The organism is Streptomyces sp. NPDC013317, assembly GCF_055563155.1.
In genome coordinates this window covers 241853-264952 of sequence record NZ_JBVHDX010000006.1, presented here as the reverse complement: position 1 = coordinate 264952, position 23100 = coordinate 241853, and the positions used below count along the sequence as shown (strand labels likewise).

General features: G+C 71.5%; 15 protein-coding genes, 1 tRNA gene and 2 pseudogenes. 11 read left to right on the top strand and 7 right to left on the bottom strand.

Features of this window, described 5'->3' with window-relative positions:
• The first annotated feature begins 111 nt into the window (after positions 1–111).
• From ACZ3IJ_RS18705 to ACZ3IJ_RS18670, 8 genes and pseudogenes are all read left to right on the top strand, one after another.
• Positions 112–2550: a D-alanyl-D-alanine carboxypeptidase family protein gene (locus ACZ3IJ_RS18705; protein WP_467469473.1), complete on the top strand. Its 2439-nt coding sequence runs from the start codon at positions 112–114 to the stop codon at positions 2548–2550.
• 105 nt (positions 2551–2655) lie between these two features.
• The gene (locus tag ACZ3IJ_RS18700; RefSeq protein WP_467469471.1) at positions 2656–4503 is read left to right on the top strand and encodes an MFS transporter; all 1848 of its coding nucleotides are present in this window, start codon (positions 2656–2658) and stop codon (positions 4501–4503) included.
• Positions 4504–4525: 22 nt separating this feature from the next.
• Positions 4526–5419: an adhesin gene (locus ACZ3IJ_RS18695; protein ID WP_467469469.1), complete on the top strand. Its 894-nt coding sequence runs from the start codon at positions 4526–4528 to the stop codon at positions 5417–5419.
• A 100-nt stretch (positions 5420–5519) separates the two neighbouring features.
• Entirely contained in the window at positions 5520–5783 is a 264-nt protein-coding gene (locus tag ACZ3IJ_RS18690; protein WP_467469467.1) for a hypothetical protein, read from the top strand.
• 60 nt (positions 5784–5843) lie between these two features.
• Positions 5844–6534, top strand: a pseudogene (locus ACZ3IJ_RS18685) (MerR family transcriptional regulator).
• A gap of 141 nt (positions 6535–6675) precedes the next feature.
• A complete protein-coding gene (locus ACZ3IJ_RS18680) occupies positions 6676–8838 on the top strand; it encodes a hypothetical protein (protein ID WP_467469465.1) in 2163 nt (720 codons plus the stop codon).
• A 34-nt stretch (positions 8839–8872) separates the two neighbouring features.
• Positions 8873–9160, top strand: coding sequence for a DUF6959 family protein (locus ACZ3IJ_RS18675; RefSeq protein ID WP_467469708.1), 288 nt, complete (start codon positions 8873–8875; stop codon positions 9158–9160).
• A 979-nt stretch (positions 9161–10139) separates the two neighbouring features.
• Positions 10140–10433, top strand: a pseudogene (locus tag ACZ3IJ_RS18670) (site-specific integrase); the annotation flags it as partial.
• Positions 10434–10519: 86 nt separating this feature from the next.
• On the opposite strand, the gene ACZ3IJ_RS18665 reads toward ACZ3IJ_RS18670, so the two are convergent.
• The 6 genes from ACZ3IJ_RS18665 to ACZ3IJ_RS18640 form a co-directional block, all read right to left on the bottom strand.
• Positions 10520–10592, bottom strand: a tRNA-Arg gene (locus tag ACZ3IJ_RS18665).
• A 115-nt stretch (positions 10593–10707) separates the two neighbouring features.
• The gene (locus tag ACZ3IJ_RS18660) at positions 10708–11532 is read right to left on the bottom strand and encodes an ABC transporter permease (protein WP_467469463.1); all 825 of its coding nucleotides are present in this window, start codon (positions 11530–11532) and stop codon (positions 10708–10710) included.
• Positions 11529–12518, bottom strand: coding sequence for an ATP-binding cassette domain-containing protein (locus ACZ3IJ_RS18655; protein WP_467469461.1), 990 nt, complete (start codon positions 12516–12518; stop codon positions 11529–11531). The genes ACZ3IJ_RS18660 and ACZ3IJ_RS18655 overlap by 4 nt, the downstream gene beginning before the upstream one ends.
• Before the next feature lie 335 nt (positions 12519–12853).
• Positions 12854–15097 carry an MMPL family transporter gene (locus ACZ3IJ_RS18650; RefSeq protein ID WP_467469459.1) on the bottom strand — a complete coding sequence of 748 codons (2244 nt, stop codon included), beginning with the start codon at positions 15095–15097 and terminating at the stop codon, positions 12854–12856.
• 449 nt (positions 15098–15546) lie between these two features.
• Complete coding sequence (locus ACZ3IJ_RS18645) at positions 15547–16383, bottom strand: DUF4097 family beta strand repeat-containing protein (protein WP_467469457.1); 837 nt, start codon at positions 16381–16383, stop codon at positions 15547–15549.
• A gap of 178 nt (positions 16384–16561) precedes the next feature.
• Complete coding sequence (locus tag ACZ3IJ_RS18640) at positions 16562–17107, bottom strand: hypothetical protein (protein WP_467469455.1); 546 nt, start codon at positions 17105–17107, stop codon at positions 16562–16564.
• A 187-nt stretch (positions 17108–17294) separates the two neighbouring features.
• Between ACZ3IJ_RS18640 and ACZ3IJ_RS18635 the strand changes: the two genes are divergently transcribed.
• A complete protein-coding gene (locus tag ACZ3IJ_RS18635) occupies positions 17295–19118 on the top strand; it encodes a class I adenylate-forming enzyme family protein (RefSeq protein WP_467469453.1) in 1824 nt (607 codons plus the stop codon).
• An 18-nt stretch (positions 19119–19136) separates the two neighbouring features.
• On the opposite strand, the gene ACZ3IJ_RS18630 is transcribed toward ACZ3IJ_RS18635, so the two are convergent.
• Positions 19137–20426, bottom strand: coding sequence for a M6 family metalloprotease domain-containing protein (locus ACZ3IJ_RS18630; protein WP_467469451.1), 1290 nt, complete (start codon positions 20424–20426; stop codon positions 19137–19139).
• Between the two features lie 293 nt (positions 20427–20719).
• Between ACZ3IJ_RS18630 and ACZ3IJ_RS18625 the strand changes: the two genes are divergently transcribed.
• Both ACZ3IJ_RS18625 and ACZ3IJ_RS18620 read left to right on the top strand, forming a co-directional pair.
• The gene (locus ACZ3IJ_RS18625; protein ID WP_352187160.1) at positions 20720–21415 is read left to right on the top strand and encodes a TetR/AcrR family transcriptional regulator; all 696 of its coding nucleotides are present in this window, start codon (positions 20720–20722) and stop codon (positions 21413–21415) included.
• Between the two features lie 137 nt (positions 21416–21552).
• Positions 21553–23070 carry an MFS transporter gene (locus ACZ3IJ_RS18620; RefSeq protein WP_467469449.1) on the top strand — a complete coding sequence of 506 codons (1518 nt, stop codon included), beginning with the start codon at positions 21553–21555 and terminating at the stop codon, positions 23068–23070.
• Positions 23071–23100: the final 30 nt, after the last annotated feature.

The window sequence follows — 23100 nt, the reverse complement described above, 5'->3', positions numbered from 1 at the left end:
TGTCGAGAGCGCCTGGGTGCTTCGTACGGGAACCAGTAGGTATGTCGTTCTCGTCTAGCACGGGGGCCAAGGGGTTCACACAGGACACTGGTACATGGTTCGGACGTACGCATGACGCATGGAGGAGGCACGGTGGCGGGCGAGTCCCCCGACAAGGCGGAGCAGCAGGAGTCCTCGGAGGACACGACTGCCGGCGGTGGCGGCCGGGATCCGCGGCTGTCGGTTCTCCGTGAGCCCGCGTCACCGGTCCGGGTCGACCAGCCGACGGCCGTCTTCAGGGCGCTGGCGCCCCGGAAGCCGGAGGACGACGCTCCGGCGGAGCCGTCGGACGACGGCGGCGAGGCGGATGCCGAGGAGTCGGTGGACGCCGCGGACGCCGCGGACGCCGCGGACGCCGAGGACGCAGTCGAGTCGGCGGATGCCGGGGACGCCGCGGATGCCGGGGACACGGAGGACTCTGCGGAGGCGGCCGGGGAGGGCGACCGGCTGAGGGCCGCGGTGGCGGCCTGGGTCGCCACGGATGCTCCCGAGGCCGACAGCTCCGGCGAGCGGGCCTCCGACGCCGACGACGAGGACGACGCCGACGAGGACGACGCCGTCGACGACGACGCCGCCGAGGACGCGGGAGAGGGCGCCGGCGAGGCCGCAGAGGCTCCGCAGGGCGCCGACGACCACTCGGCCGAGACCGAGACCGAGCCGGCCGACAGTGACGCAGCAGCCGACGCCGACGCCGACGCCGGCGTCGGCGCCGACGACAGCGACGACGACGCCGGAGACGACAGCGACGTCGACGCGTCCGACGCGGCGCCCGTCTCCGACGCCCGCACGCCCTCCGGAGCGTCCTGGTTCGCGCGCAAGCCCGCCGAGCAGCAGGCCTCGGCCGAGGCTGGGGCCGTGGCTGAGGCCGAGGCCGAGGCCGACGAGCAGGACGCCGCCGACGGATCCGCGGACGCCCCCGTCGATGCGGACGCCGATCCCGTCGATCAGCCCACCACCATGTTCCGCGCAGTCCGGCCGCCGGTCGTGGACCAGCCCACGGCCATGCTGAAGATGCCGGTCGCCCCGGAGCCCACCCGCCCGTCCACCCCGCAGTCCGCCCCCAAGCCCGCCCCGGAGCGCCCGAGCACCTTCGTGCCCCTCCGGCCCGAGACGCCCACGGCGGCCCCCACGGCGGCCCCGACGGCCCCCAAGCCCGCCGCCTCCGCCCCCGTACCCCCGCCGTCGCTCGGCGAGGCCGAGCGGACCAGGCAGCAGCCGATGCCGCCGCTGCCCCCGCTCGACCTGCTCGCCGAGCTGACGAACACCCCGCCCCCGCCGCCGACCCCGATGCGCAACACCATGCGGCGCGTGCGGATCTGGACGCCGCTCGTCGTCCTGCTGTTGATCGTCTTTGCGGTCGTACAGTTCGTCAGACCGCTCCCCAACCCCACCCTCACGCTCTCCGCCGCCCCCACGTTCACCTTCGAGGGCGGCGAGCTGCAGATGCCGTGGCCCACCGAGGGCCAGGGTGCCGCCGAGGTCGAGGGCGTCGGTTCGCTCGGTACGTACGGGCCCCAGAAGCCCGCCCCGCTCGCCAGCGTGGCCAAGACCATGACGGCGTACGTGATCCTTCGCGACCACCCGATCAAGGGGAAGGACGAGGGCCCCGAGATCGAGATCGACAAGAAGGCCGCCGACGAGGCCGGCGCGGAGTTCGAGTCGACCGCGCAGGTCAAGGAGGGCCAGAAGTACTCGGAGAAGGAGCTGCTCCAGCTCCTCATGATCCCGTCCGCGAACAACGTGGCCCGACGGCTCGCCCGCTGGGACGCCGGTTCGGAGGCCGCGTTCGTCGAGAAGATGAACGCCGCCGCGAAGGACCTCGGGATGACGGATTCGACGTACACCGACCCGTCGGGCCTGGAGGCGACCACCGTCTCCACCCCGCAGGACCAGCTGAAGCTGGCCAAGGCGGTCATGCAGTACGACGTGTTCCGCGAGATCGTGAACATGCCGAACCTCACCGTCGACGGCATCCCGGGTCAGATCGAGAACAACAACAACATCGTGCTGGAGCCCGGTGTCAGCGGCATCAAGACCGGCTCCTCCACGCCCGCGGGCGGCAACCTGCTCTGGTCCGCGAACACGGTGATCGACGGCAAGCAGCGCCGGATCCTCGGCATCGTCATGGGAGTGAAGGACGCCGCGACGCTGCACAAGAAGCTCCAGAAGTCGATCGACCTCAGCCTCGCGCTGATCCAGCAGGCCCAGAAGGACGTCACCTCCGCCGCCGTGGTCCGCAAGGGCCAGGTCGTCGGCTACATCGACGACGGCCTCGGGGGCCGTACCCAGGTCGTCGCCGACAAGGAGCTGAAGGCCGTCGGCTGGCCGGGTCTGAAGGTCGACCTGGAGCTCACCGACGGCGGCAAGGCCCTCCCGCACACCGGCAAGGCGGGTGACGTCGTCGGCCAGGTGTCCATCGGCACCGGCACCGGCAAGGTCAGCGCGCCCGTCTCCCTCCAGAAGGACCTGGTGGAGCCCGGCTTCGACAAGAAGCTGACCCGTCTGGGCTGACTTGTCAGGGCGCCCCGGTCTCTCCGGGGCGCCCTGCTGTTAGCGTTCCGGAGGCCAGGACATGGGCGAAAGGCAGTTCGGGAGTAGCACGGGAGAGGGCCGCGAGTGACCACCGCCGAGCCGACACGCGCCGACGAGAGCGTGCCCCCGCATTCCTCCGTGCGTCCCTCCGTCTCCGCGCGAATAGACCTCCCGACACCCCGGAGACCCGCCGAGCCGGCTCCCGCACAGCGCCCGCGCAGGCGCCGCCGCCGCTACCCCGTCATGATCGCGACGGCTCTCGCGGCGCTCACCCACGTGCTCTGGTTCTTCCTGTTCGCGAACAGTGGCGGCGACCTCGCCGCGCAGGACGCGTGGGCCGAGTTCGTGGGCCGTCACCCGGACTCCGCGTACAACCTCGCCTGGTACGGCGGGATGCACCCGGTCTCGTACAGCGTCGTCTCGCCGTACGTCATGTCGGTGCTCGGCGTGCGCTCGACGATGATGATCGCGGGCACGGTCTCGGCCGGGCTCACGGCGCTGATCCTGGTGCGGGTCCGGACGGTGCGCAATCCGCTGGCGTGCTCGCTGGCCGGCGTCTTCGCGTTCCTGTGCAACGCGCTGTCGGGGCGGGTGACGTTCGGGCTCGGCATGATGTTCGCGCTGGGCGCCGTCGCGGCCGTCTTCTGCTGGCCGTACCGCTGGCGCCGCAGACGCTGGGCGAAGGCGGCGGTCGCCGCCCCGCTCGCCGGGCTCGCGACCGCCTGCAGCCCGGTCGCCGGTCTCTTCCTCGGTGTCGCGGCGGCGGCGCTCTTCCTGAACCGGCGGCGCCCGGGCGCGTACGCCCTCGGTCTCGCCCCGGTGCTCGTCGTCGCGGTCTCCTCCTGGCTCTTCCCCTTCTCCGGTACGCAGCCGATGTCGTGGGCCTCCACGGCGCTGCCGTTCCTCTTCGGGGTGCTGTGCCTCGTCCTCGTGCCGCGCGACTGGCGCACGGTCCGTACCGGCGCGGCCGTGTACTCCGCGGGCACACTGCTGACCTGGCTGATCGACTCGCAGATCGGCTCGAACGTCTCGCGGCTCGTCATGCTCTTCGCGGGCGTGGTGCTGCTCGCCGCGCTGCCGTACGCGGTCCCGCGCTCCCGCACGTGGTACGCGATCCTGCTGGCGTTCGCCGGGCTGAACGTCTGGATCGGGTTCAAGGGCGTCGACGACGTCATCCGCACCGCCCCGGACGCGTCGTGGACGCGCGAGGTCGCGCCGCTGATCAACCAGCTCCAGGTGCGCGGGGCGGAGAAGGCGCGGGTCGAGGTCGTGCCGGCCTCCAGTCACCGCGAGTCCTCGGCCCTCAGCCCGTACATCAACCTGGCGCGGGGCTGGAACCGGCAGGCTGACATGGAGCGGAACCCGCTCTTCTACGACGACACCCTGAACGCCACGAACTACCAGGACTGGCTGGACCGCTGGGCGGTGCACTACGTGGTCCTGCCGACCGGGGCACCGGACTCGGGCGCGGAGCTGGAGGCGGAGCTCGTCGGGGACGGGCTGCCGTACCTGAGGCAGGTCTGGTCGGACCAGAACTGGCGGCTGTTCGAGGTGGACGACCCGACCCCGCTCGCCAACCCGCCGGCCGACGTGCTGCGGGCGGGCGCCAACGAGGTCGTGATCGAGGTCGACGGGCCGGGCCGGGTGCTGATCCGGGTGCCCTACTCGCCGTGGCTCGCGCTGGTCGACGAGAACGGCGGCAAGATCGAGCCTCCGCAGGAGACGGAGGCGTCGAAGGCGGCCCGCGAGGAGTCGCCGACGGAGCTGGAGAAGGTCTTCCTCAACGAGTCCGGCTGTCTGCTGAAGGCGGAGGCGGACGGGGAGGGCGACGAGTGGACGGAGCTTCTGGCGCCGAAGGCGGGCGTGTACCGGCTCTCCGCGCCGTACAAGTTCTTCCCGCGAGGAACCGCATGCCCGGAGGAACTCCGCTGATTGGGCCGTAAGGTGTGCGGCTATGGCATGCGAGGAATGCGGTGGAGCGGGCCGAGGCCCGCTGCCGGGAATGGCGTGCCGGCGCTGCGGCGGCGTCGACCTCATGGGGACACGGCGGGGCGGCGGCGTCGACCGGACGAGTACACGGCGCGGCTCCGCGTGGGCGCTGGTGGCCGTGGTGGCGGTGGGGTGCCTGGCGCTGGTCGTGTCCCTGCGCGACGACTCGGAGGAGCGGCCACCGGCGGCGGCATCGGATCCTCCGGTACGGACCCTGCCGACGCGGAACGGCCCGACGGCGTTTCCCGGCGGAGCCGGGTCGGCCCTGCCGAGCGCGAGCACATCGTCCGCCGGCTCTCCCTCGACGTCCGCCCACCCGTCCGCGTCCACCCGGCCACCGCACACCTCTCTCCCTCCGTACGAGGTGTGGGCGGGCCCGGGCTGTACGGGAGCCGGGGCGACCTACACGGAGACGGGCCGGTTCAGCGACGGCTTCGAGGGCTGGTACACCGTGAACGCCGGCGGCTTCCGTGGCGGGGGCTGCGACGGCCGCTTCTCGGCCGTGCCGATGTCGGGCAGTTCGACGAAGGACCATGACGGCCGGGCCACTTGGAGCTGGCACGTGGGCGAGGGGTACGGGACGTGCGCCCTGGCGGTCCACGTCCCCAGCCCGCCGCGCCCCCGGGACGCCGCGGGCGAGCCCACGTTCTACCAGGTCCTGGCCAACGGCACTCCGTACGCCACCTTCACCGTCTACCAGCCCGCGAACGTCGGTGCGCTCCTCCCGGTCGGCAGCTACCCCCTCGGCACCCCCACCTTCACGGTCCGCCTCCTGGACCGCGGCCAGGACTGGGGCTCGGATGCGCGTGAGGGGGCGCACCACGCGGCGGGCCAGATGCGGCTGACGTGCCGGGCGTGACGACGGCGGCCTGGTGACCTCGGTTTACCGAGAGCCTCTGTTGACTCGGTTCACGGAAGGTGATGTCATTGCGTCAGTTCACGTGTGTCTAGGGGGATCAATGCTGGGTCTGCTGCTCTCGTTCGTGCTGGGCACGCTCGCCCGGCTCGTCCTCTGGCTGCTGTTGCTGGCCCAGTTCGGCGGAGCGATCCTCGCGGCCATGGGCGCGGCCTGGCTGGGCGTCCGCGCATGGGCCACCCGCGACGGTGGCCGGCTCGCGATCCCGCCGGCCGCGCTCGTGCTCGTCGGGGTGGGGGCGATTCTCATGACGACGGCGGTGCTGATGTTCTCGGCGGGGGAGCGCATCGATCTTCCCGACATGTGACGCGCCGGAACGAGCGGGAGCCGCTGCCTCCGTCGTCGCCTCACGGACTCGCGACCGTCGCTGCGCACTCCCGCCGGGTGCCGGCTCTACACCGCAGGCGACATGGAACGCCTGCACCGCATCGTCGTCTACCGGGAGCTGGGCCTCGGCCTCGACAGGATCCGGGTCGTCCTGGACGACCGGACCGCGGACCTGCCCGCCGCGCTGCGCGCGCAGCGCGCCCAGGTCGCCGAACGGATCGACCGCCTCCAGCGGCTCGGGGCCGGGCTGGACCGGATGATCGAGGCCCACGAGCGTGGCCTGCTGCTGACCGTCGAGCAGCAGGCCGCGATCTTCGGCCCCGACTGGGACCCGGACTCGCCCGCCCGAGCGCGCGAGCGCTACGGAGACACCGTGCAGTGGCGGCCGTACGCGGAACGCTCGGCCACGCGCGGACCGGAGGAATGGCAGGCCGTCGCCGATGCCAACGCCGAACTCGACCGTGCGCTCGCGGAGGCGATGGACGCCGGTGTTACGCCCGGTAGCCCGGAGGCGAACCAACTCGTCGAACGGCACCGGGAGATGTTCGCCTCGTACTTCCCCCCTCTCCCGGCAGATGCAGGTGTGTCTCGGCCGCATGTACGAGTCCGATCCGGGCTTCGCCGCCCACTACGACGGCATCCGCGCCGGCCTCGCCTCATGGTTCCGCCGGATCGTCGACGCCGGTGCGCGCGCCCACGGCATCGACCCCGACACGGCGACTTGGGAGTAGTGGCGGTCGGAGAACGGCGGGCGACCTCCCGTACAACCCTGAGTGCACGTCCGTACAACTGTCCGACCTCCTCGCGGGTCTTGTTGGGGCGTGGGGAACCACGCCGGACCCACCCGCCCGTCTCCGAGGAGGCTCCACTCCATGTCATCCGCCCATGCCCACGGCCGTGCCCGTACCTCCCGGTTCCGGCTGACCGCCGTCGGTGTCGCCGTCGCCCTGGCCGCCACGACCGCCGGTACGCTCGCCGGCCCGGCGACCGCCGCGACGGCGCCCCCCGCCGGTGCGGGGGAGGTCGCGCGGCAGGGCGCCGGGGACGCGGCCTTCCCGTTCACCGGCGGTTACCTGACCGCGGGCCCCAGCGGATTCCTGGGCGTCCGGACGGACGGTGTCCACGTCTGGATGCGGTACGCCGACGGTTCGGGCACCACGTTCCCGAAGAGCGACGGGATCACGTACCGAGGCGCCGTCGGAGCCGACGTCGTGGTGGCGAGCGAGGGCACCCGCCACACCGTCCACGACATGGCCGAGGGCGGCGAACCGGTCGTCATCGACGTCCCGTACACGCTGCGCGAGGTCAACGGCACGACGCTCGTGATGCTCGACACGGCGACCAAGGAGCTCCACCTCGTCAGCCGGGCGCCCGGCGGCGAGGTCGTCGACCGCAAGGTGACGGGGATGCCGCCCGGCGTCCCCTGGACGTTCTACGGCTCCCCGCCCGGAACGGTCGCCGTGGAGACCTCGGCCCCGGACTTCGACTTCCGCATCGCCCTGATCGACGTGGCCACGGCTGCCACCGTCGAGACCTATTCCACCGGCTGGCACAGCGACTTCGCGCAGATCACGCCCGACCACGTGCTCTGGGAACCGGGGGTGGGCAAGACCAGGATCGTGGACCGGAAGACCAAACAGGGCGAGACCCTCCCCTACCGGGCGCAGATCGTCCTCGGCGGGGACTGGCTGGCGATCACGGGCGGCCCCGGGCTCGTCGTCGACGGGGTCACGTACCCGGACAGGCCCATGGTCCTGAAGTCGCTGAAGGACGGCCGGAAGATCCCGCTCCTCGACCTCGCGTACCGTGGCACCCCCATCGGCGACGGCACGTTCCTGCTGTCCGGCGGCACCTTCGCGCAGGGCCAGGGCCTCTTCCGCCTCTCGCTCGACGCGAGCGGCAACCCGGTGGCGCCCATGATCGCGGACGGGCAGCGCCCCCTGGAGATGGTCGTGACGCAGGCGAACGTTCCGAGCGTGTACCGCTTCGACGGCACGGACAGGCGTGTGACCTGGCAGACCAGCGATTCGGACATGGGGGTCTCGCTGGAACTGACACATGTGGCCACCGGGCGCAAGGTGCGACTGTGGAGCTACTACGACGAATTCATCAAGTGGAACGGGTACCTCGACCAGGTGATCGGCGCCTACAACGGCGCGTACACCTGGAAGATGACCGCCTACCCGGCGTCCCAGGTGGGCCCGGCGGCGGTGAAGACCGGTACGACCACGGTGGACCGTGGCACCGCGCCCCGCGACTTCAACGACAACGCCCACGCGGACGCGCTGGTCCGCGACAGCTCCGGCAACCTCTCCGCGTACGACATGAGCCAGCTGAACGCCATGGGCAACAGCCCCGACTGCCACGAGGAGGGCTGCCCACCGGTCGTGCGCGACCCGAAGCCGGACGTGCTGGGCACGGGCTGGAACACGTACACGCTGATGGCCGCCACGGACGACGTCGTCGGCCGCGACCGCGACGGCGTGCTCTGGCTCCACCGGCGCGACAAGCAGAAGTTGCTGCCGCGCACGAAGGTCGGCGGCGGCTGGCAGGTCTACAACAAGCTCGTCGGCGGCTCGGACCTGAACGGCGACGGCCGGGGCGACCTCCTGGCCACGGACACGTCGGGTGTGCTGTGGTTCTACGCCTCCACCGGGGACGCCAAGTCCCCGTTCAAGCCGCGCAAGAGGATCGGTGGCGGCTGGGGCGTCTACAACCTGCTCACGGCCCCGGGCAACATCGCGGGCGCGGCGGGCGGCGACCTCCTGGCCCGCGACACCTCCGGAACGCTCTGGCTCTACCTGGGCAGGGGCGACGGCACGTTCACGGCCCGGCGCAAGATCGGCGGCGGCTGGCAGAAGTACACCCACATCATCCCGGCGGGCATCAACGGCCAGGGCGTGGCCGACCTCTACGCAGCCGGCCCCGGCGGCTCCGCGTCGTACTCCGGCCGCAACAGCACGACCCGCCCCTTCGACCCGGCCCACCCCCTGCCCCTGCGCAGCGACTCCACCCGCTTCAAGACCTTCTTCTGATCCCGGCAGCAAACCCGCAGGGCCACCCACCGAGATCGGTAGGTGGCCCTGCGGTCTGTGCCCCCGGCAGGATGAGCTGTTCACCGACGGCGGCAACGACGCCGTGGTCCGTATCCCAGGCCGCCGCCTCCCCGGCGTTCTGATCCAGGCGGACACCCTCAGCATCCTCCAGTCAGACGTGGCCGAGCTCGTCGAACTGTGCGCCGTCGGCGACCTGGAGGAGGTCCGGCACGCGGCGACTCTCCTCCATGCCGACCTGGTGGCCGAGCTTCAGCGCTCCACGGACGCGCTCGAAGCCCACGGAATCGCCCGGCCCTTCTGATCCATAGCTCGATAGAGATCGGCCAATCACGCACATACAGGCCGCACTTTGGGTCTACAGGGATGCCACGGGACAGGACCGGCTGCTGTGGTTGCTGTGCTTCGCTGATGTACCGCTACCTCAGGGCTTCATCCCTAGCAGGTCGATCACGTCGGCTCCGGGTGCGGAATCAACCCGCGTGCCACCTCGATCGCTGGTCCGCTGGGGCCCGCCGGCCGCCGCTATGTGCCCTGTCGATGTCAGCTGCCGATGTCAGTGGTCGACTTGACGGCCCGATTACGACGCAAGGTCACTGGGCTCGAACATGCAGCAGCCCGGTGGTCACGGTTACTGGCTGGTCACCGAGTCGAGAGCTGCGGCAAGAGCAGCTTGCGGGAAGGGCGACGCCGCCTCTCGTCCCGGATGTGACCCATGCGGCGATCCTCCCGTATGTCCACAATGAGATGGTCTGTCCATAATGCGGCCCATGATTTGACATGCCTGATAGGCGCTACAAGCGTTGCCAAGGACAAGGCGACTGAAGACGTTGTCGCGCAGCCGAGCAAGGACAAGGCGACTGAAGACGTTGTCGCGCAGCCGAGAGGGAGCTGATTCAAGATGCCGAGCAGGCTGACACCCAGACGGCTGGGAGCTGCACTCGCCGCAGGCGCCGCAGCGTTCGCGTTGGGCATCGGCGGCGCAGGTGTCGCTGACGCCAAGATCCAGCCGGTCGACACCCAGTGCACCAACAATGGCGGCCAACAGCCCGGTGGCCAGCAGCCGAGCTGCGTAGGCGGCGGGCTCACGCAGGAGAGCGAGAACCAGAACCCGGCCGGCCATGCCCCACCCGGACAGAACTGACGTCACACGATGACAGGAATGGAATACCCTCCCTGGCAGCGGGTCTCGGAGACCCGCTGCTCCCTCTATGTGCCTGAAACTCGCTGAGGGGCACCCCCGATTCCTCCGGCGTGGCGGCATCATCCTCACCACGTTCCCCACCGGCCGCACCCGCGCCCTCGTCGAGCCGCCCCAGGCGGAGGCGCGAGAGTTGGGTCCCTGGTCCCTGGACGAGACGCTCGGCTTTCTCGCCGCCGCCCGTCGCGACCCGCTGTACGCCGCCTTCGTCCTCGCCATGCACCGGATGCGGCAGAATCAGCGGGCCAAGGCGGGGGAGAAGTGGCAGGAATGCGGCTACGTCTTCACCACGAGCACGGGCCGCCCCGTCGAGCCGCGCAATGTGTACCGCTCCTTCACCCGCGTCGCCGCCTCCGCAGGCCTCCGCGCGAGGCGGCCCGGTCGTGAGTGACCGCGGCCGTTGATGTCAGAAGTAGACGTCAAAGGCCACCTACCAGGATCGGTAGGTGGCCTTTGCGCTTGTGCCCCCGGCAGGATTCGAACCTGCGACACCCGCTTTAGGAGAGCGGTGCTCTATCCCCTGAGCTACGAAGGCGTGGTGCTCGGGGCCCCGTCGGCTGCGTGGTCCCGGGCTCTCCTGGGGGATGGCCAGGAGAAGTACCGGGGACAGCCTAGCGGACCGGGGTGGTGGTTCGCTGGGGCCCTTCGGGTCAGCGGGTGACCTCGCGGTTGAAGACCGCCCGGGACCAGAGGTAGCCGATCAGGGCGAGGGCCGTGCACCAGGCCAGGGCGATCCAGCCGTCGTTGCCGATCGGGGTGCCGAGGAACAGGCCGCGCAGGGTCTCGTTGATCGGGGTGAAGGGCTGGTACTCGGCGAACCAGCGCAGCGCCGTCGGCATCGAGTCCGGGGTGACGACCGCGCTGCCGAGGAAGGGCAGGAAGGTCAGGGGCAGCGGGCCGTTGCTCGCGGACTCGACCGTCTTGGCGCCCATGCCCATCGCCGCGGACAGCCAGGCCATCCCGAAGGCGAGGAAGACGAGCAGGCCCAGGGCGGCCAGCCACTCGATCAGCGTGGCGTTCGGGCGGAAGCCGATCGCGAGGGAGACGCCCGTGACGAGTACCAGGACCGCCGTGACCTGGATGACGCTGCCGAGGACATGGCCGGTGAGGATGGAGCCGCGGGAGATCGACATCGTACGGAAGCGGTTGACGATGCCCTCCGTCATGTCGGTGCAGACCGACACGGCCGTCGCGACGGCCCCCGAGGTCGCCGCCATCAGGATGATGCCGGGCACCAGGTAGTTGATGTAGTCGCCGCGGTCGTCGCCCGCCCCGATGCCCATGCCGAGCGCGCCGCCGAAGACGTACACGAAGAGCAGCAGCATCAGCAGCGGCATCACGAGGATCGAGATCGTCATCGACGGGTAGCGCTGCATGTGCTTGATGTTGCGGCGCAGCATCGTCATGGAGTCGCGCAGGGCGTACGAGCGGTCGGCCTTGGCGGGCTCGGCCGGGGTGAGGGTGGCGGTGCTCATCGGTTCGACTCCTTCTGAGTGGTGGCGGCGTTCTGCTTGCCCGTGAGAGTGAGGAAGACGTCGTCGAGGTCGGGGGTGTGCACGGTGAGCGACTCGGCCCGCAGCCCGGTGCTGTCGAGGGTGTCGAGGATGGCGCGGAGGTTGGCGACCGAACCGTCGCTGGGGATCTGCAGAGTGAGCGACTCGTTGTCGCGGGTCGCGACGCCGAAGATCGCGGCCGCCGAGGCGAGCTCGTCCTCGTCGGCGAACTGGAGTCGGACATGGCCGCCGGGGATCAGCCGCTTCAGCTCCTCCGCGGTGCCCTCGGCGACGAGCCTGCCGTGGTCGAGCACCGCGATGCGGTCGGCGAGGTGGTCGGCCTCCTCCAGGTACTGCGTGGTGAGGAAGATCGTCACGCCCTGATCCGTGACCAGGTCCCGGATCAGCTCCCACATCACGCGGCGGCTGCGCGGGTCGAGGCCCGTGGTCGGTTCGTCGAGGAAGATGATCCGCGGCCGGCCGACCAGCGTCATCGCCAGGTCGAGCTTGCGGCGCATGCCGCCCGAGAAGGTCGCGACGTTCTTGCGTGCCGCCTCGGTCAGCTCGAACCGCTCCAGGAGTTCGGCCGTGCGCCGCCGGCCCTCGCCGCGACTCAGGTGGTGCAGGTCGGCCATGAGGAGCAGGTTCTCCTCGGCGGTGAGCAGGCCGTCGACGGCGGCGAACTGTCCGGTGACGCCGATCAGGCCGCGTACCGAGCGGGCGTCGGCGGCCACGTCGTGGCCCCCGATCCGCGCCTGGCCGCCGTCGGCCGTGATCAGTGTGGAGAGGATCTCCACCGTGGTGGTCTTGCCCGCCCCGTTGGGGCCGAGCAGGGCGAAGATCGTGCCCTCGGGGATCTGCAGGTCGATGCCGTCGAGCACCACCTTGTCGCCGTACGACTTGCGCAGGCCGATCGCGGAGATCGCCGCGGTGCGCGTGCTGGTGGCCGCTGGGGTCGCGGTGTTCATGTGAGCGGGCCTCTCTCTTCCGGGGAGTTCAGGAGTGGTGGTGCGGGCTGGGGCGGTGGGGCGCTTTGTGCGGAGGCGTTCGTGGTGCGGGTCCTGCGGTCGGGCCGGGACTGCCGGCCTGGCGCCTTGTGGCGCCACTTCCGTGCCGTCCTTGCGCCATCATGGTGACACATAGATGGCGCCATGTCGAGCCATCATGGCGCCATTGGTGTCAAAGGCTGGCGTCGTGGGCTCTGAGCTGGGGTTTCCGCTTCGCCGGCAGCAGAGACAGAGGCGCCCCCGCCTCGGCCTGAGCCGGTGCGGGGGCGCCACGGGGTCGGGGCTGAGGAGTCCGTTCAGCCGACCAGGGTGCGTTCCCGGTCGCCTTCGGTGTGCGCCTGCGGCGCCGCCTGCGGCCGGCCGAGCTTCTCGCCCTCGACGTCCACCCGGGGCAGGATCCGGTCCAGCCACTTCGGCAGCCACCACGCGGACCCGCCGAGCAGGGCGAAGAGTGCGGGCACGATCGCCATGCGGACGACGAAGGCGTCGAACAGGACGGCGGTCGCGAGGGCGAAGCCGATCATCTTGACGAAGTCGTTGTCCTCGACGATGAAGCCCGAGAAGACGCTCATCATGATGATCGCGGCCGCGCCGACCACCCGGCCCCCGTAGCGGAAGCCGTCGACGACGGCCTCGCTCGGGCGTGCTCCGTGGGCGTACGACTCACGCATCCGGCTGACCAGGAAGACCTCGTAGTCCATCGCGAGGCCGAAGACCACGCCGATCATGAAGATCGGCATCGTGCTCATGATCGGTCCCGGTGCGTCGATGCCGAAGAGGTCGGCGAGCCAGCCCCACTGGAAGACCGCCACGACGGCACCGAGGGCCGCCTTGAGCGGAACCAGGACGGAGCGGAAGACCACCATCAGGAGCAGGAAGGCGAGGCCGACGACCAGGCCCAGGTAGGGCAGCAGCGCGGCGTCGAGCGTCTGCGAGAAGTCGATGAACATCGCCGTCTGGCCGGTGACGAGGATCCGGGACACCGTGCCCTGCTCCAAGCCGTCCGCGGTCTCGCGGAGTTCGCGTACCAGCTCCTCGGTCCTCTGCTCCGTCGGTCCCGTCCTCGGGATCACGTTGAGGATCGCGGTGTCGCCCGCCTTGTTGGCCGTGGCCGGCGAGACCGAGGCCACGCCGTCCGTCTTCCGCAGCTCCTTGCCGATCTCGTCGCCGGTGGCCTGCGCGCTCCGGGAGTCCTGCGTCTGAACCGTGATCAGCAGCGGGCCGTTGAAGCCGGGGCCGAAGGACTCCGAGAGCAGGTCGTACGCCTTGCGCTGCGTGGTCTCCGTCGACATCTGACCCTCGCCCGGCAGTCCGAGCTCCAGGCTCGCGGCCGGTACGGCGATCGTGCCGAGGCCCACGACGCCGACGAGCAGCACGGCGACCGGGTGACGCAGGACGTAACTCGCCCAGCGGGAACCCAGGTTGGGCTTGGTCTTCCGGGCCGCCTTCGCCGTGTGCCTGGCAGCCCTGCGCCGCTTGCGGTCCGACAGCGGCTTGACGGCGTACGCCAGACGCCCCTTACGGGCCATCACCTTGACCGGCGCGAAGCCGAGGAGCGCGGGTACCAGAGTGATGGCGACGAGTACGGCGACCGCGACGGTACCGGCCGCGGCGAGGCCCATCTTGGTGAGCATCGGGATGTTCACCACGGCGAGCCCGGCGAGGGCGACGACGACCGTGAGGCCCGCGAAGACGACGGCCGATCCCGCGGTGCCGACGGCCCGCCCCGCGGCCTCCTCCGGAGTCCGTCCCTCGGCCCGTTCGGCGCGGAAGCGGGACACGACGAACAGCGCGTAGTCGATGCCGACCGCGAGGCCGATCATCATCGCGAGCGTCGACGTCGTACCGGACAGGCCCAGCGTCGAACCGAGCGCCGTGATCCCCGAGATGCCGATGCCGACGCCGATCAGCGCGGTGATCAGAGGCATCCCGGCCGCGATCACCGAACCGAAGGTCAGGACGAGCACGATGGCGGAGACCAGGATGCCGATCTGCTCGCCGGTGCCGCCCATCGCCTGCTCGACCTTCACGGCGTCACCGCCCGCCTCGACGGTGAGCCCCGCCGCACGGGCCTCCTCCGTCGCCGCGTCGAGGGCGTCGTGCGCCTTGTCGTCGACCTCCATCGCGGGGACCTTGTACGTCACCACCATGTAGGCGGTCGTCCCGTCCTCGCTGATGGTGACGTCGGGGTACGTGTACGGGTCGGCGACCCCCACCACCTGCGGGGACGACGCCCCCAGCCGGGCTGCGAGGCGCTCGACCCGGGCCCGTTGCGCGGGTTCCGTGACCTTCGAGCCCTCGGGTGCGCGGACGACGATCCGGGCGCCGGCGCCGTCGACGCTCGCGTCCGGGAACTTCTCGGCCAGCAGGTCGAAGGCCTCCTGCGACTCGGTGCCCGGCATGGAGAACGTGTCGGCCGGCGGCGCCGGCGCGGTCGAGGCGGCGTAGCCCACGCCGCCGAAGATCAGCAGCCAGAGCAGCACCATCACCCCCCGGCGGCGGAAGGCGAGGCGGCCCAGTCTGGAAAGGAACGTAGCCACGGCGGGCTCCCGTCTGGTCGGTGGGGCGAGGTGAGGTGGGGCGAGGTGGGATGCGCTGCGGTGAGGTGGGGTGCCGGTGAGGTGCGTGACTCGGGTGCGCGGGCAGCGCAAGATGGCGCCGCGATGGCGCAGGGGTGGTGCTGCGTTGGTGCACGCGCAGTGCGAGGTGCCGAGGTGCTGGTCGCCAGCCGCCAAGGGGGCCCGTGGGCGGGCCACGGCGCTGAGCGCGGGCCGGGCGGAGGCCGGGCGGAGGCCGAGGAGGAGTGAGTCCTCAGGCAGCGGAGATGGGGCGACAGAGATAGGTCGCGGCATCGTGGGGCCCGGTGGTGGGGCCCGGCGGGTGGTGCGCACGCCCCTTACGGGGCACGGCCGGATTCGTTCCGGGGCGGGCCGAAGGGCGGCCGGCCGTCAAGCCGCCCTTCGGCAGGGGTCCACCCTGCTACCGGCTCTCAGGCGCGGCGGATGACGATGTCGCCGACGCTCGTACGGCCCCGGACCTCGACCGTCTCGTCGGACTGGCCCGGGCCCTCGGCCGGGCCCAGCTCGTTGCGGACCCGACCCGCCTTGGACCGTACGTCGAGCCAGGCGGCCGTGCCCTCGGCGATGCCGACCTCCAGGCCGCCCGCGGCGGAGTCCAGGGTGATCCGGCCGCGCACCACCTCGTCGAGGCGGATGGCGCCGCTCGCCGTCTTGGCGGTGACGGAGGACTCGGCGCGTGCGACGCCGATGGGGCCGTTGGACGAGTTCACGCGCAGCTCGCCGCTGATCTCGCCGATGGCGGTCTCGCCGTTGAGGTTCTTGATCGTCGCCGCTCCGTCGATCCGGCCGACGCGTACCCGGCCCGAACCCTGGATCTCGGCCTCGCCCGTCGTGCGGTCGACCAGGATGTCGCCGTGCGAGGTCTTCAGCCGCACGGCCGCGGCCTCCTCCAGCTGGATGTCCCCGGCGGCGGTCGTCAGGCGGCAGTTCCCGAACCGTCCCTCGCCGATCAGCTCGCCGAGGCCCGTGCTGCCGATCAGCTCCGAGCCCGCGGGCAGTTCGACGGTCACGTCGACGGCCCCGACCTTGCCGAAGAGCGAACGCTTCTTGGGGCCCCTGACCAGAAGCTTTCCGCCCGCGCAGGTCACCTTGGTCTCGGCGGCGGCCTGGACGTCGAGCTTGTCGCCGGGGTCGCTCGGCATCACCTCGACGACGGTGTCGGTGCGCTTGCCCGCGACGATCCGGGCCCGGCCGATCTCGATCTCGACGGTGGCGGAGAGGGGTTCGGGGGTTTCGAACGTGGGCATGGCTGTGCCGTCCTTTGGCTGGGTGGAGGTGAGCGCCGGGCGAGGTGCCTCGGTGGGGCGGTGCTGGGCGCCTCAGTGGCGCAGTGGTGGAGTGGCGCAGTGGTGGAGGGGTGCGGGGCGCAGGGAGCAGTGGTGCAGTGGCGTGAGGTGGTCCCGGTTTCCGGTCGCCCCGGGGTGGCTAGCGGACCCAGCCGGTGAAGCCCTGGCCGACCGCCGGGCCCAGGCCCGTCGTTCCGGTACGGCTGCGGCCGGCCGCACCCGTACCGGGCTCCAGGGCGGCGGTCACGGCCCGGACGAGCCAGGCGTTGACCGAGAGCCCCTCTCGGCTCGCGGCCTCCTCGACACGGAGCTTGAGCTGGGCCGGCGGTCGGAAGTTGATGCGCGAGGGGGCGCCCTCCTCGACATCCGCGGGCAGCGGCAGCGGCGGCGGGGGCGGCGGCGCCGGCAGCGAGGCCTCGGGCTCATCGAAGACGTCGGCGGTGGGCGGCGGGGTCACCACGAACTCGGGGTTGAGGCCGCGCAGTCGCAGGTCGACCGAGCCGGGCGCCAGGTCGCGGGTGACCTCGTCCATCGCGTCCGACAGGGCGTTGAGGAGCGTCAGGCGGGCGGCCGACTCGAGCTGACCGGTGAGCCGGTCGGCCAGGGCGCGTGCTTCGTCGCCTCCGGCCTCGGCGGCCACGCCGAGCTCATGGCGGAGATTGTCTACGTAGGGCGTGAGGTCCATGACGCAATGGTGGCACCATCATGGCGCCATTGCAAGTCTTATGGCGCCATGGTGCGCCAGAGTGTCGCCGGGTGGCACCAGGTGGCACCAAGTGGTGCCGCCGCTCCCGGGGCCTGAGGTTCGACCGCTGGTAGCGGTGTTCGGCGGCGGTTGACGAGGTGGGAGGGTGTGCATAGCGTCCGAGCGGGTGAGCAAGCGCTCAGGGAAGGTGGTCGTCGTGGGTGGTGCCGTCGATCGGCTGGTCGAGCCCGGGGCGCTCTTCGCCGTCGAGGACGGGGTGTACGTCGAGGGGCCCCGCACGCTCCGTGAGTTCGTCGAGGCCACCTGGGCCTACGGCGACCGGCCCTTCCTCGTCTCCGAGGACGGGGTGCTGAGCTACCGGGAGTTCTTCGACGCCGCCTGCGGTCTCGCCCGGACCCTCGTCGATCAGTACGGGCTGCGGCCGGGGGACCGGGCCGCCCTCGCCATGCGGAACCGCCCCGAGTGGCAGATCGCCTTCTGGGCCGCCCAGCTCGCGGGCCTCGTCGCCGTACCCCTCAACGCCTGGTGGACCGAGGGCGAACTCGCGTACGCCCTCGACGACTGCACGCCCCGCATCCTCCTCGTCGACGGGGAGCGGGAGGAGCGCGTGGGGGCGTGGGCGCGGGAGCACCACGTACCCGGCATCGTCTTCCACGGCGCGGACCCCGCGAGCCGCCGCGCCGCCCGGGGTCCCGACCCCGCGAGCCGCCGAGGCGGCCAGGGCTCCGACCCCGCGAACCCCCGGGCCGCCCAGGGCCCCGACCCCGCGAACTCCCGGGCCGCCCAGGGCCCCGGCCCCGCGAACCCCCGGGCCGCCCAGGGCCCCGGCCCGCTCGCCCGCGCCGGCGGCGGTGCCGGATTCCAGGCGTACGTACGCGACACCGACTCCCTCCTCGGGCCGCCGCCCGTCGACGTCCTGCCCGAGCACGACGCGACGATCATCTACACCTCCGGTACCACCGGCCGCCCCAAGGGCGCCGTCGCGACCCACCTCGCGCAGGCCGGCGCCGCGATGAATCCGCGGTACTACGCCGCCGCCTCCGCCCTCGGCCGGGGCACCCTGCCCGGGCAGGGCCCGACGCCCGTCTCCCTCACCACGTTCCCGTTCTTCCACGTGGCCGCCTTCACGTCCTTCTACTCCGTCATGGCCGCCGGCGGGACCCTCGTCCTCATGCGGAAGTGGGACGCCGACAAGGCCCTGGAGCTGATCCGGCGCCACCGCGTCACCCACTACGCCGGCGTCCCGACCACCGCCCTGCAGCTGCTCGACCGCGCCGAGGAGACCGGCGATCCGCTGGAGAGCCTCGTCATGCTCAACACCGGAGGCGCCGCCGCCCCGCCCGAGCTCGTCGCGCGCCTCGCCGCCGCGTACGGGGAGCGCGTCGAGCCCCGCAACGGCTACGGGCTCACGGAGACCTGCGGCGGTGTGTTCGCCAACTTCGGTGCCGAGTACCGCGCCCATCCGCGCAGCGTCGGCCGCCCCACGCCCGCCACCGAGGTCCGTGTCGACCGGCCCGACGCCGACGGGGTGGGGGAGCTGTGGCTGCGGGGGCAGTCCCTCGTCCGCGGGTACTGGGGCGACGAGGCCGCCACCCGGGAGGTCTTCACCGAGGACGGGTGGTTCCGCACCGGCGACCTCGCGCACCTGCGCGACGGGCGCGTCACCATCGTCGACCGGCTCAAGGACATGGTGATCCGGGGCGGCGAGAACGTGTACTGCGTCGAGGTCGAGGCGGTCCTCCACGAGCACCCCGAGGTCCTCGACGCCGCCGTCCTCGGCGTACCGCACCCCGCCCTGGGGGAGGAGGTCGCCGCGGTCGTACGGCTCAAGGAGTCCTCCGCCGTCACCGCCGAGGAGCTGCGGGCGCACGTCGGCGCGCGCCTCGCCGCGTACAAGGTGCCCGCCCACATCGTCGTGCGGGATGGGGAACTGCCCCGCAACGCCACGGGCAAGGTGCTGAAGCGGCAGTTGCGGGAGACGCTTCCCTAAGCGTTCCCGGAGGCGACCTCAGGAACGTGTGATCCGGACGCGGTATCCGCCCTTCGCGTCCTCGTCCACCACCGTGATCGAGATGCCGTTCGTCCGGTCCGTGAAGGTCTCCCCCGGGCGGTACGGAGCGTCCGACAGCTCCGCGTGGACGTTCGGGCGGCGCGTGCAGCCGCCGCTGTCCTTGTCGCTGTCCGCCACGGTCACCGGACCGTTCCCGGTGTCGACGTCCGACTCGACCCGGTAGATCAGGACCCCCGGCTCGCAGACGGCCTCGTCGTTGCCCTCACGGGTGCGGACCTCGACCGCGTAACCCGAGGTGTCCGAGAGCGGCACGAAGGCCAGCTTCCGGCCGCCCGCCGTGGCCAGCGGGGTCAGGAGGTGCTCGGTGGTGCCCTGCCGGGACGCGCAGGCGATCTGGTGGTTGTCCAGCCAGCCCAGCTTCCACTTGTGCCAGCCGAGCAGGTCGTTGTTGGCTCCCCAGTCCTCGGACATGATGTCCCAGTGCCCGACCGTGCCCCCGCCGTCGACGGTGTAGAGGTCGGGCAGGCCGAAGACATGGCCGTTCTCGTGCGGCAGGACGCGGAACCCGGTCTCGGCGTACGTCCCCGAGCCGTCGTCCTGGCGGCTGTAGACGAAGGACGTGTTCGAGAGCGGGACGCCGTCCGCGTACGGCGCCTCGTCGTTCCCCGAGAACGTCACGGACAGGACGGTGTCCAGGGCCGAGGGCCCGGCGTTCGGGGTGACCAGGATGTTGACCAGGTCGTACGCGCTGAAGTCCACCTTCGGGTCGGCGGCCTTCACGATGTCCTCGACGAGGCCGCGGTACCCCGGTTCGTACGGTGAGCCGCGCTCTATCCCGTACGAGGCGAAGGGCTGCGGCATCCGCAGCCAGTCGGGTATCGGGGCCTCGGGGTGGTAGTGCAGGCGCCCGTACGAGCTGGTGCTGAACCACTCCGCCGTCTGCGGGAAGAACTCGTCGTAGCGGCTGAGCGCCGTGCCCTCCCCGGGCGCGTCGGGGAAGTCGACCATCAGGTTGAGGGCTCTGACCCGGCCCGTGGAGCGGGCGTACCCCGGGGCGGTGGGTATGCCCTCCGACATCTGCACACCCATCGTCGTCGTGATCCGGCACGGCCCGAGCGCCGCCGCGGCGTCAGCGCCGTCCGCCGGGGGCGCGGACGCCACCGGGCCCGCCGATGCGGGGGGCGGACCGGGGAGCGTGGAGCTGGCCGAGGCGAGCGCGGCGAGTGCGACGGCGGCCGTCGCGGCGAGAGCGACGGGTCTGCGTATGTGCCGGCGGGTCTGCTGCATCGGTCGCCTCTCCTGATCAGAGCTGCTGTTCGATCAGCCTGTGTCGGGAGGCGCGGGGGCGCGCGCCGGGTTGGCCCGATCGTGGGTATTCCACGGAGCCAAATCTCTGTGACTCAGATCACATCAAGGGTGGGAAATAACCGGGGACTCCCTCCCCGTTTAAGCCTGTGTTCGAGGAAGTGGGGACTTGGTCCCCGCATCGGAATCCTGGCTCGGAGTCCAGGGTCGGATTCCATGGTCGGAATCCGAGATCGGATTCCGAGTCGTCCGGATCATCAGAAGGAGGCAGTGGCGTGACCACCGAGACCGGCACCGCGCCCGCCCGTCGCGCACCCCGCCCGCGGGCCGACGCCCTGCGCAACCGCGAGCGGATCGTCACGGCGGCCCGGGAGATGTTCGTCGAGTTCGGCCCGCAGGTGCCGCTCGACGAGATCGCGCGTCGCGCCGGGGTCGGCAACGCCACGCTCTACCGCAACTTCCCCGAGCGCAACGATCTCATCCACGAGGTCGTCGTCTCCGTCACGTCCCGCACCACGGACCTGGCGGAGGAGGCGGCCGCGGCCGTGGACGCGGGGGAGGCCGACGCCTTCGACGCGCTCCGCCGCTTCACCCACGGCGCCGCCGACGAGCGGATCGGCGCGCTGTGCCCGATGCTCGACGGCACCTTCGACGCGAACCACCCCGAACTGCACGCCGAGCGCACCCGGTTGGAGACGGCCGTCCAGGGCCTCGTCGACCGCGCGCACCGGGCCGGCAGGCTCCGTACCGATGTCGGTGTCGGGGACCTGATGGTGGCCGTGTCCCAGCTGACCCGCCCGCTCCCGGGCACCGCGTGTCTGAACATGGACCGCTTCGTCCACCGTCATCTGCAGCTGTTCCTGGACGGCCTCGAAGCGCCCGCGCGCTCCGTGCTGCCCGGCTCGGCCGCCACTCTGGAGGATCTGCGGGGCGACTTCTGCGAGAGCGCCCCCGAGCCGACCGTCCCGTAGCCCCGTTCGTAACCCGCTCCCGCTGACCCGGTCCCGGTAACCCGGTTCCGTCAGCCCGGTCGGTCCCTGCACCCCTGCTCGACCCACATTCCTTACGTCCAGTTTTTTCCTTTACGTACCAAGAGGTGGCTCCCCCCATGTCCGAAACCGATCCCAGGCGCTGGAAAGCCCTGGTCTTCATCGCCCTCGCCCAGCTGATGGTCGTGCTCGACGCGACGATCGTGAACATCGCGCTGCCCTCCGCCCAGCAGGACCTGGGGATCTCGGACGGCAACCGGCAGTGGGTCATCACGGCCTACGCCCTCGCCTTCGGCGGTCTGCTGCTCTTCGGCGGCCGCATCGCCGACCTGTGGGGCCGTAAGCGCACCTTCGTCGTCGGTCTGATCGGCTTCGCCGCCGCCTCCGCCCTCGGCGGGGCCGCGACCGGCGAGGCGATGATGCTCGGTGCCCGCGCGCTTCAGGGCGCGTTCGGCGCGCTGCTCGCGCCCGCCGCGCTCTCCCTGCTCGCGGTGATGTTCACCGACGCCAAGGAGCGCGCCAAGGCGTTCGGCATCTACGGTGCGATCGCCGGTGGCGGTGGCGCCGTGGGTCTGATCCTCGGTGGATTCCTCACCGAGTACCTGAACTGGCGCTGGACCTTCTTCGTCAACATCCCCTTCGCGATCGTCGCCGCCGTCGGCGCGTACTTCGTGATCCGTGAGCCGGCCGGCGGCCGCAACCGCTCGCCGCTCGACATCCCCGGCGTCGTCCTCTCCACCCTCGGCCTGGTCGCGCTCGTCTACGGCTTCACCCGCGCCGAGTCCGCGGGCTGGTCCGACGCCACGACGATCGGCATGTTCGTCGGCTCCGCCGTGCTCCTCGCCGCGTTCGTCCTGACCGAGGCGAAGGTCAAGTCGCCGCTGCTGCCGCTGCGCGTCCTCACCGAGCGCAACCGCGGCGGTGTGTACCTCTCGCTGGGTCTGGCCGTCATCGCGATGTTCGGCCTGTTCCTCTTCCTGACGTACTACCTCCAGGTCGTGAAGGGGTACTCGCCGGTCAAGACGGGCTTCGCGTTCCTCCCGATGATCGCGGGCATGATCGTCGGCTCGACCCAGATCGGTACGCGGCTGATGACGCGGGTTCCCCCGCGCTGGCTGATGGGTCCGGGCTTCCTCACCGCCGCGGTCGGCATGCTGCTGCTGACGCAGCTGGAGATCGGCACGTCGTACGCCGGTCTGATCCTCCCCGCGCAGCTGCTGCTCGGCCTCGGCATGGGTACGGCGTTCATGCCGGCGATGTCGCTCGCCACGCACGGCGTCGACCCGCGGGACGCCGGTGTGGCCTCCGCGATGGTCAACACCTCGCAGCAGGTCGGCGGCGCCATCGGTACGGCTCTGCTGAACACGATCGCGGCCTCGGCCACGACCGCGTACATCGCCGACCACGCGGCCGGCGCCACGAGCCAGGGCGCCCAGAAGCTGCTCCAGCTCCAGGGCATGGTCGAGGGCTACGCGGCTGCCATCTGGTGGGCCGTGGGCATCCTGGCCGTCTCGGCCGCGATAGCCGTGGCCCTCATCAACACCGGTAAGCCGGAGCTCGGCGTGGTCGCCGGCTCGGGTTCGGGCGAGGGCGAGGGTGCCGAGGACGAGGTCAGGATCCCCGTCATCGCGCACTGACGCCCCAGCCCACGAAACCGCGCGCGGGCC

What these genes read in the sequence shown, in the direction of transcription:
- ACZ3IJ_RS18660 (WP_467469463.1), bottom strand. Translation starts at nt 11,532, where the DNA reads ATGAGCACCGCCACCCTCACCCCGGCCGAGCCCGCCAAGGCCGACCGC.
- ACZ3IJ_RS18705 (WP_467469473.1), top strand. Translation starts at nt 112, where the DNA reads ATGACGCATGGAGGAGGCACGGTGGCGGGCGAGTCCCCCGACAAGGCG.
- ACZ3IJ_RS18630 (WP_467469451.1), bottom strand. Translation starts at nt 20,426, where the DNA reads ATGCAGCAGACCCGCCGGCACATACGCAGACCCGTCGCTCTCGCCGCG.
- ACZ3IJ_RS18645 (WP_467469457.1), bottom strand. Translation starts at nt 16,383, where the DNA reads ATGCCCACGTTCGAAACCCCCGAACCCCTCTCCGCCACCGTCGAGATC.
- ACZ3IJ_RS18680 (WP_467469465.1), top strand. Translation starts at nt 6,676, where the DNA reads ATGTCATCCGCCCATGCCCACGGCCGTGCCCGTACCTCCCGGTTCCGG.
- ACZ3IJ_RS18620 (WP_467469449.1), top strand. Translation starts at nt 21,553, where the DNA reads ATGTCCGAAACCGATCCCAGGCGCTGGAAAGCCCTGGTCTTCATCGCC.
- ACZ3IJ_RS18695 (WP_467469469.1), top strand. Translation starts at nt 4,526, where the DNA reads ATGGCATGCGAGGAATGCGGTGGAGCGGGCCGAGGCCCGCTGCCGGGA.
- ACZ3IJ_RS18640 (WP_467469455.1), bottom strand. Translation starts at nt 17,107, where the DNA reads ATGGACCTCACGCCCTACGTAGACAATCTCCGCCATGAGCTCGGCGTG.
- ACZ3IJ_RS18655 (WP_467469461.1), bottom strand. Translation starts at nt 12,518, where the DNA reads ATGAACACCGCGACCCCAGCGGCCACCAGCACGCGCACCGCGGCGATC.
- ACZ3IJ_RS18690 (WP_467469467.1), top strand. Translation starts at nt 5,520, where the DNA reads ATGCTGGGTCTGCTGCTCTCGTTCGTGCTGGGCACGCTCGCCCGGCTC.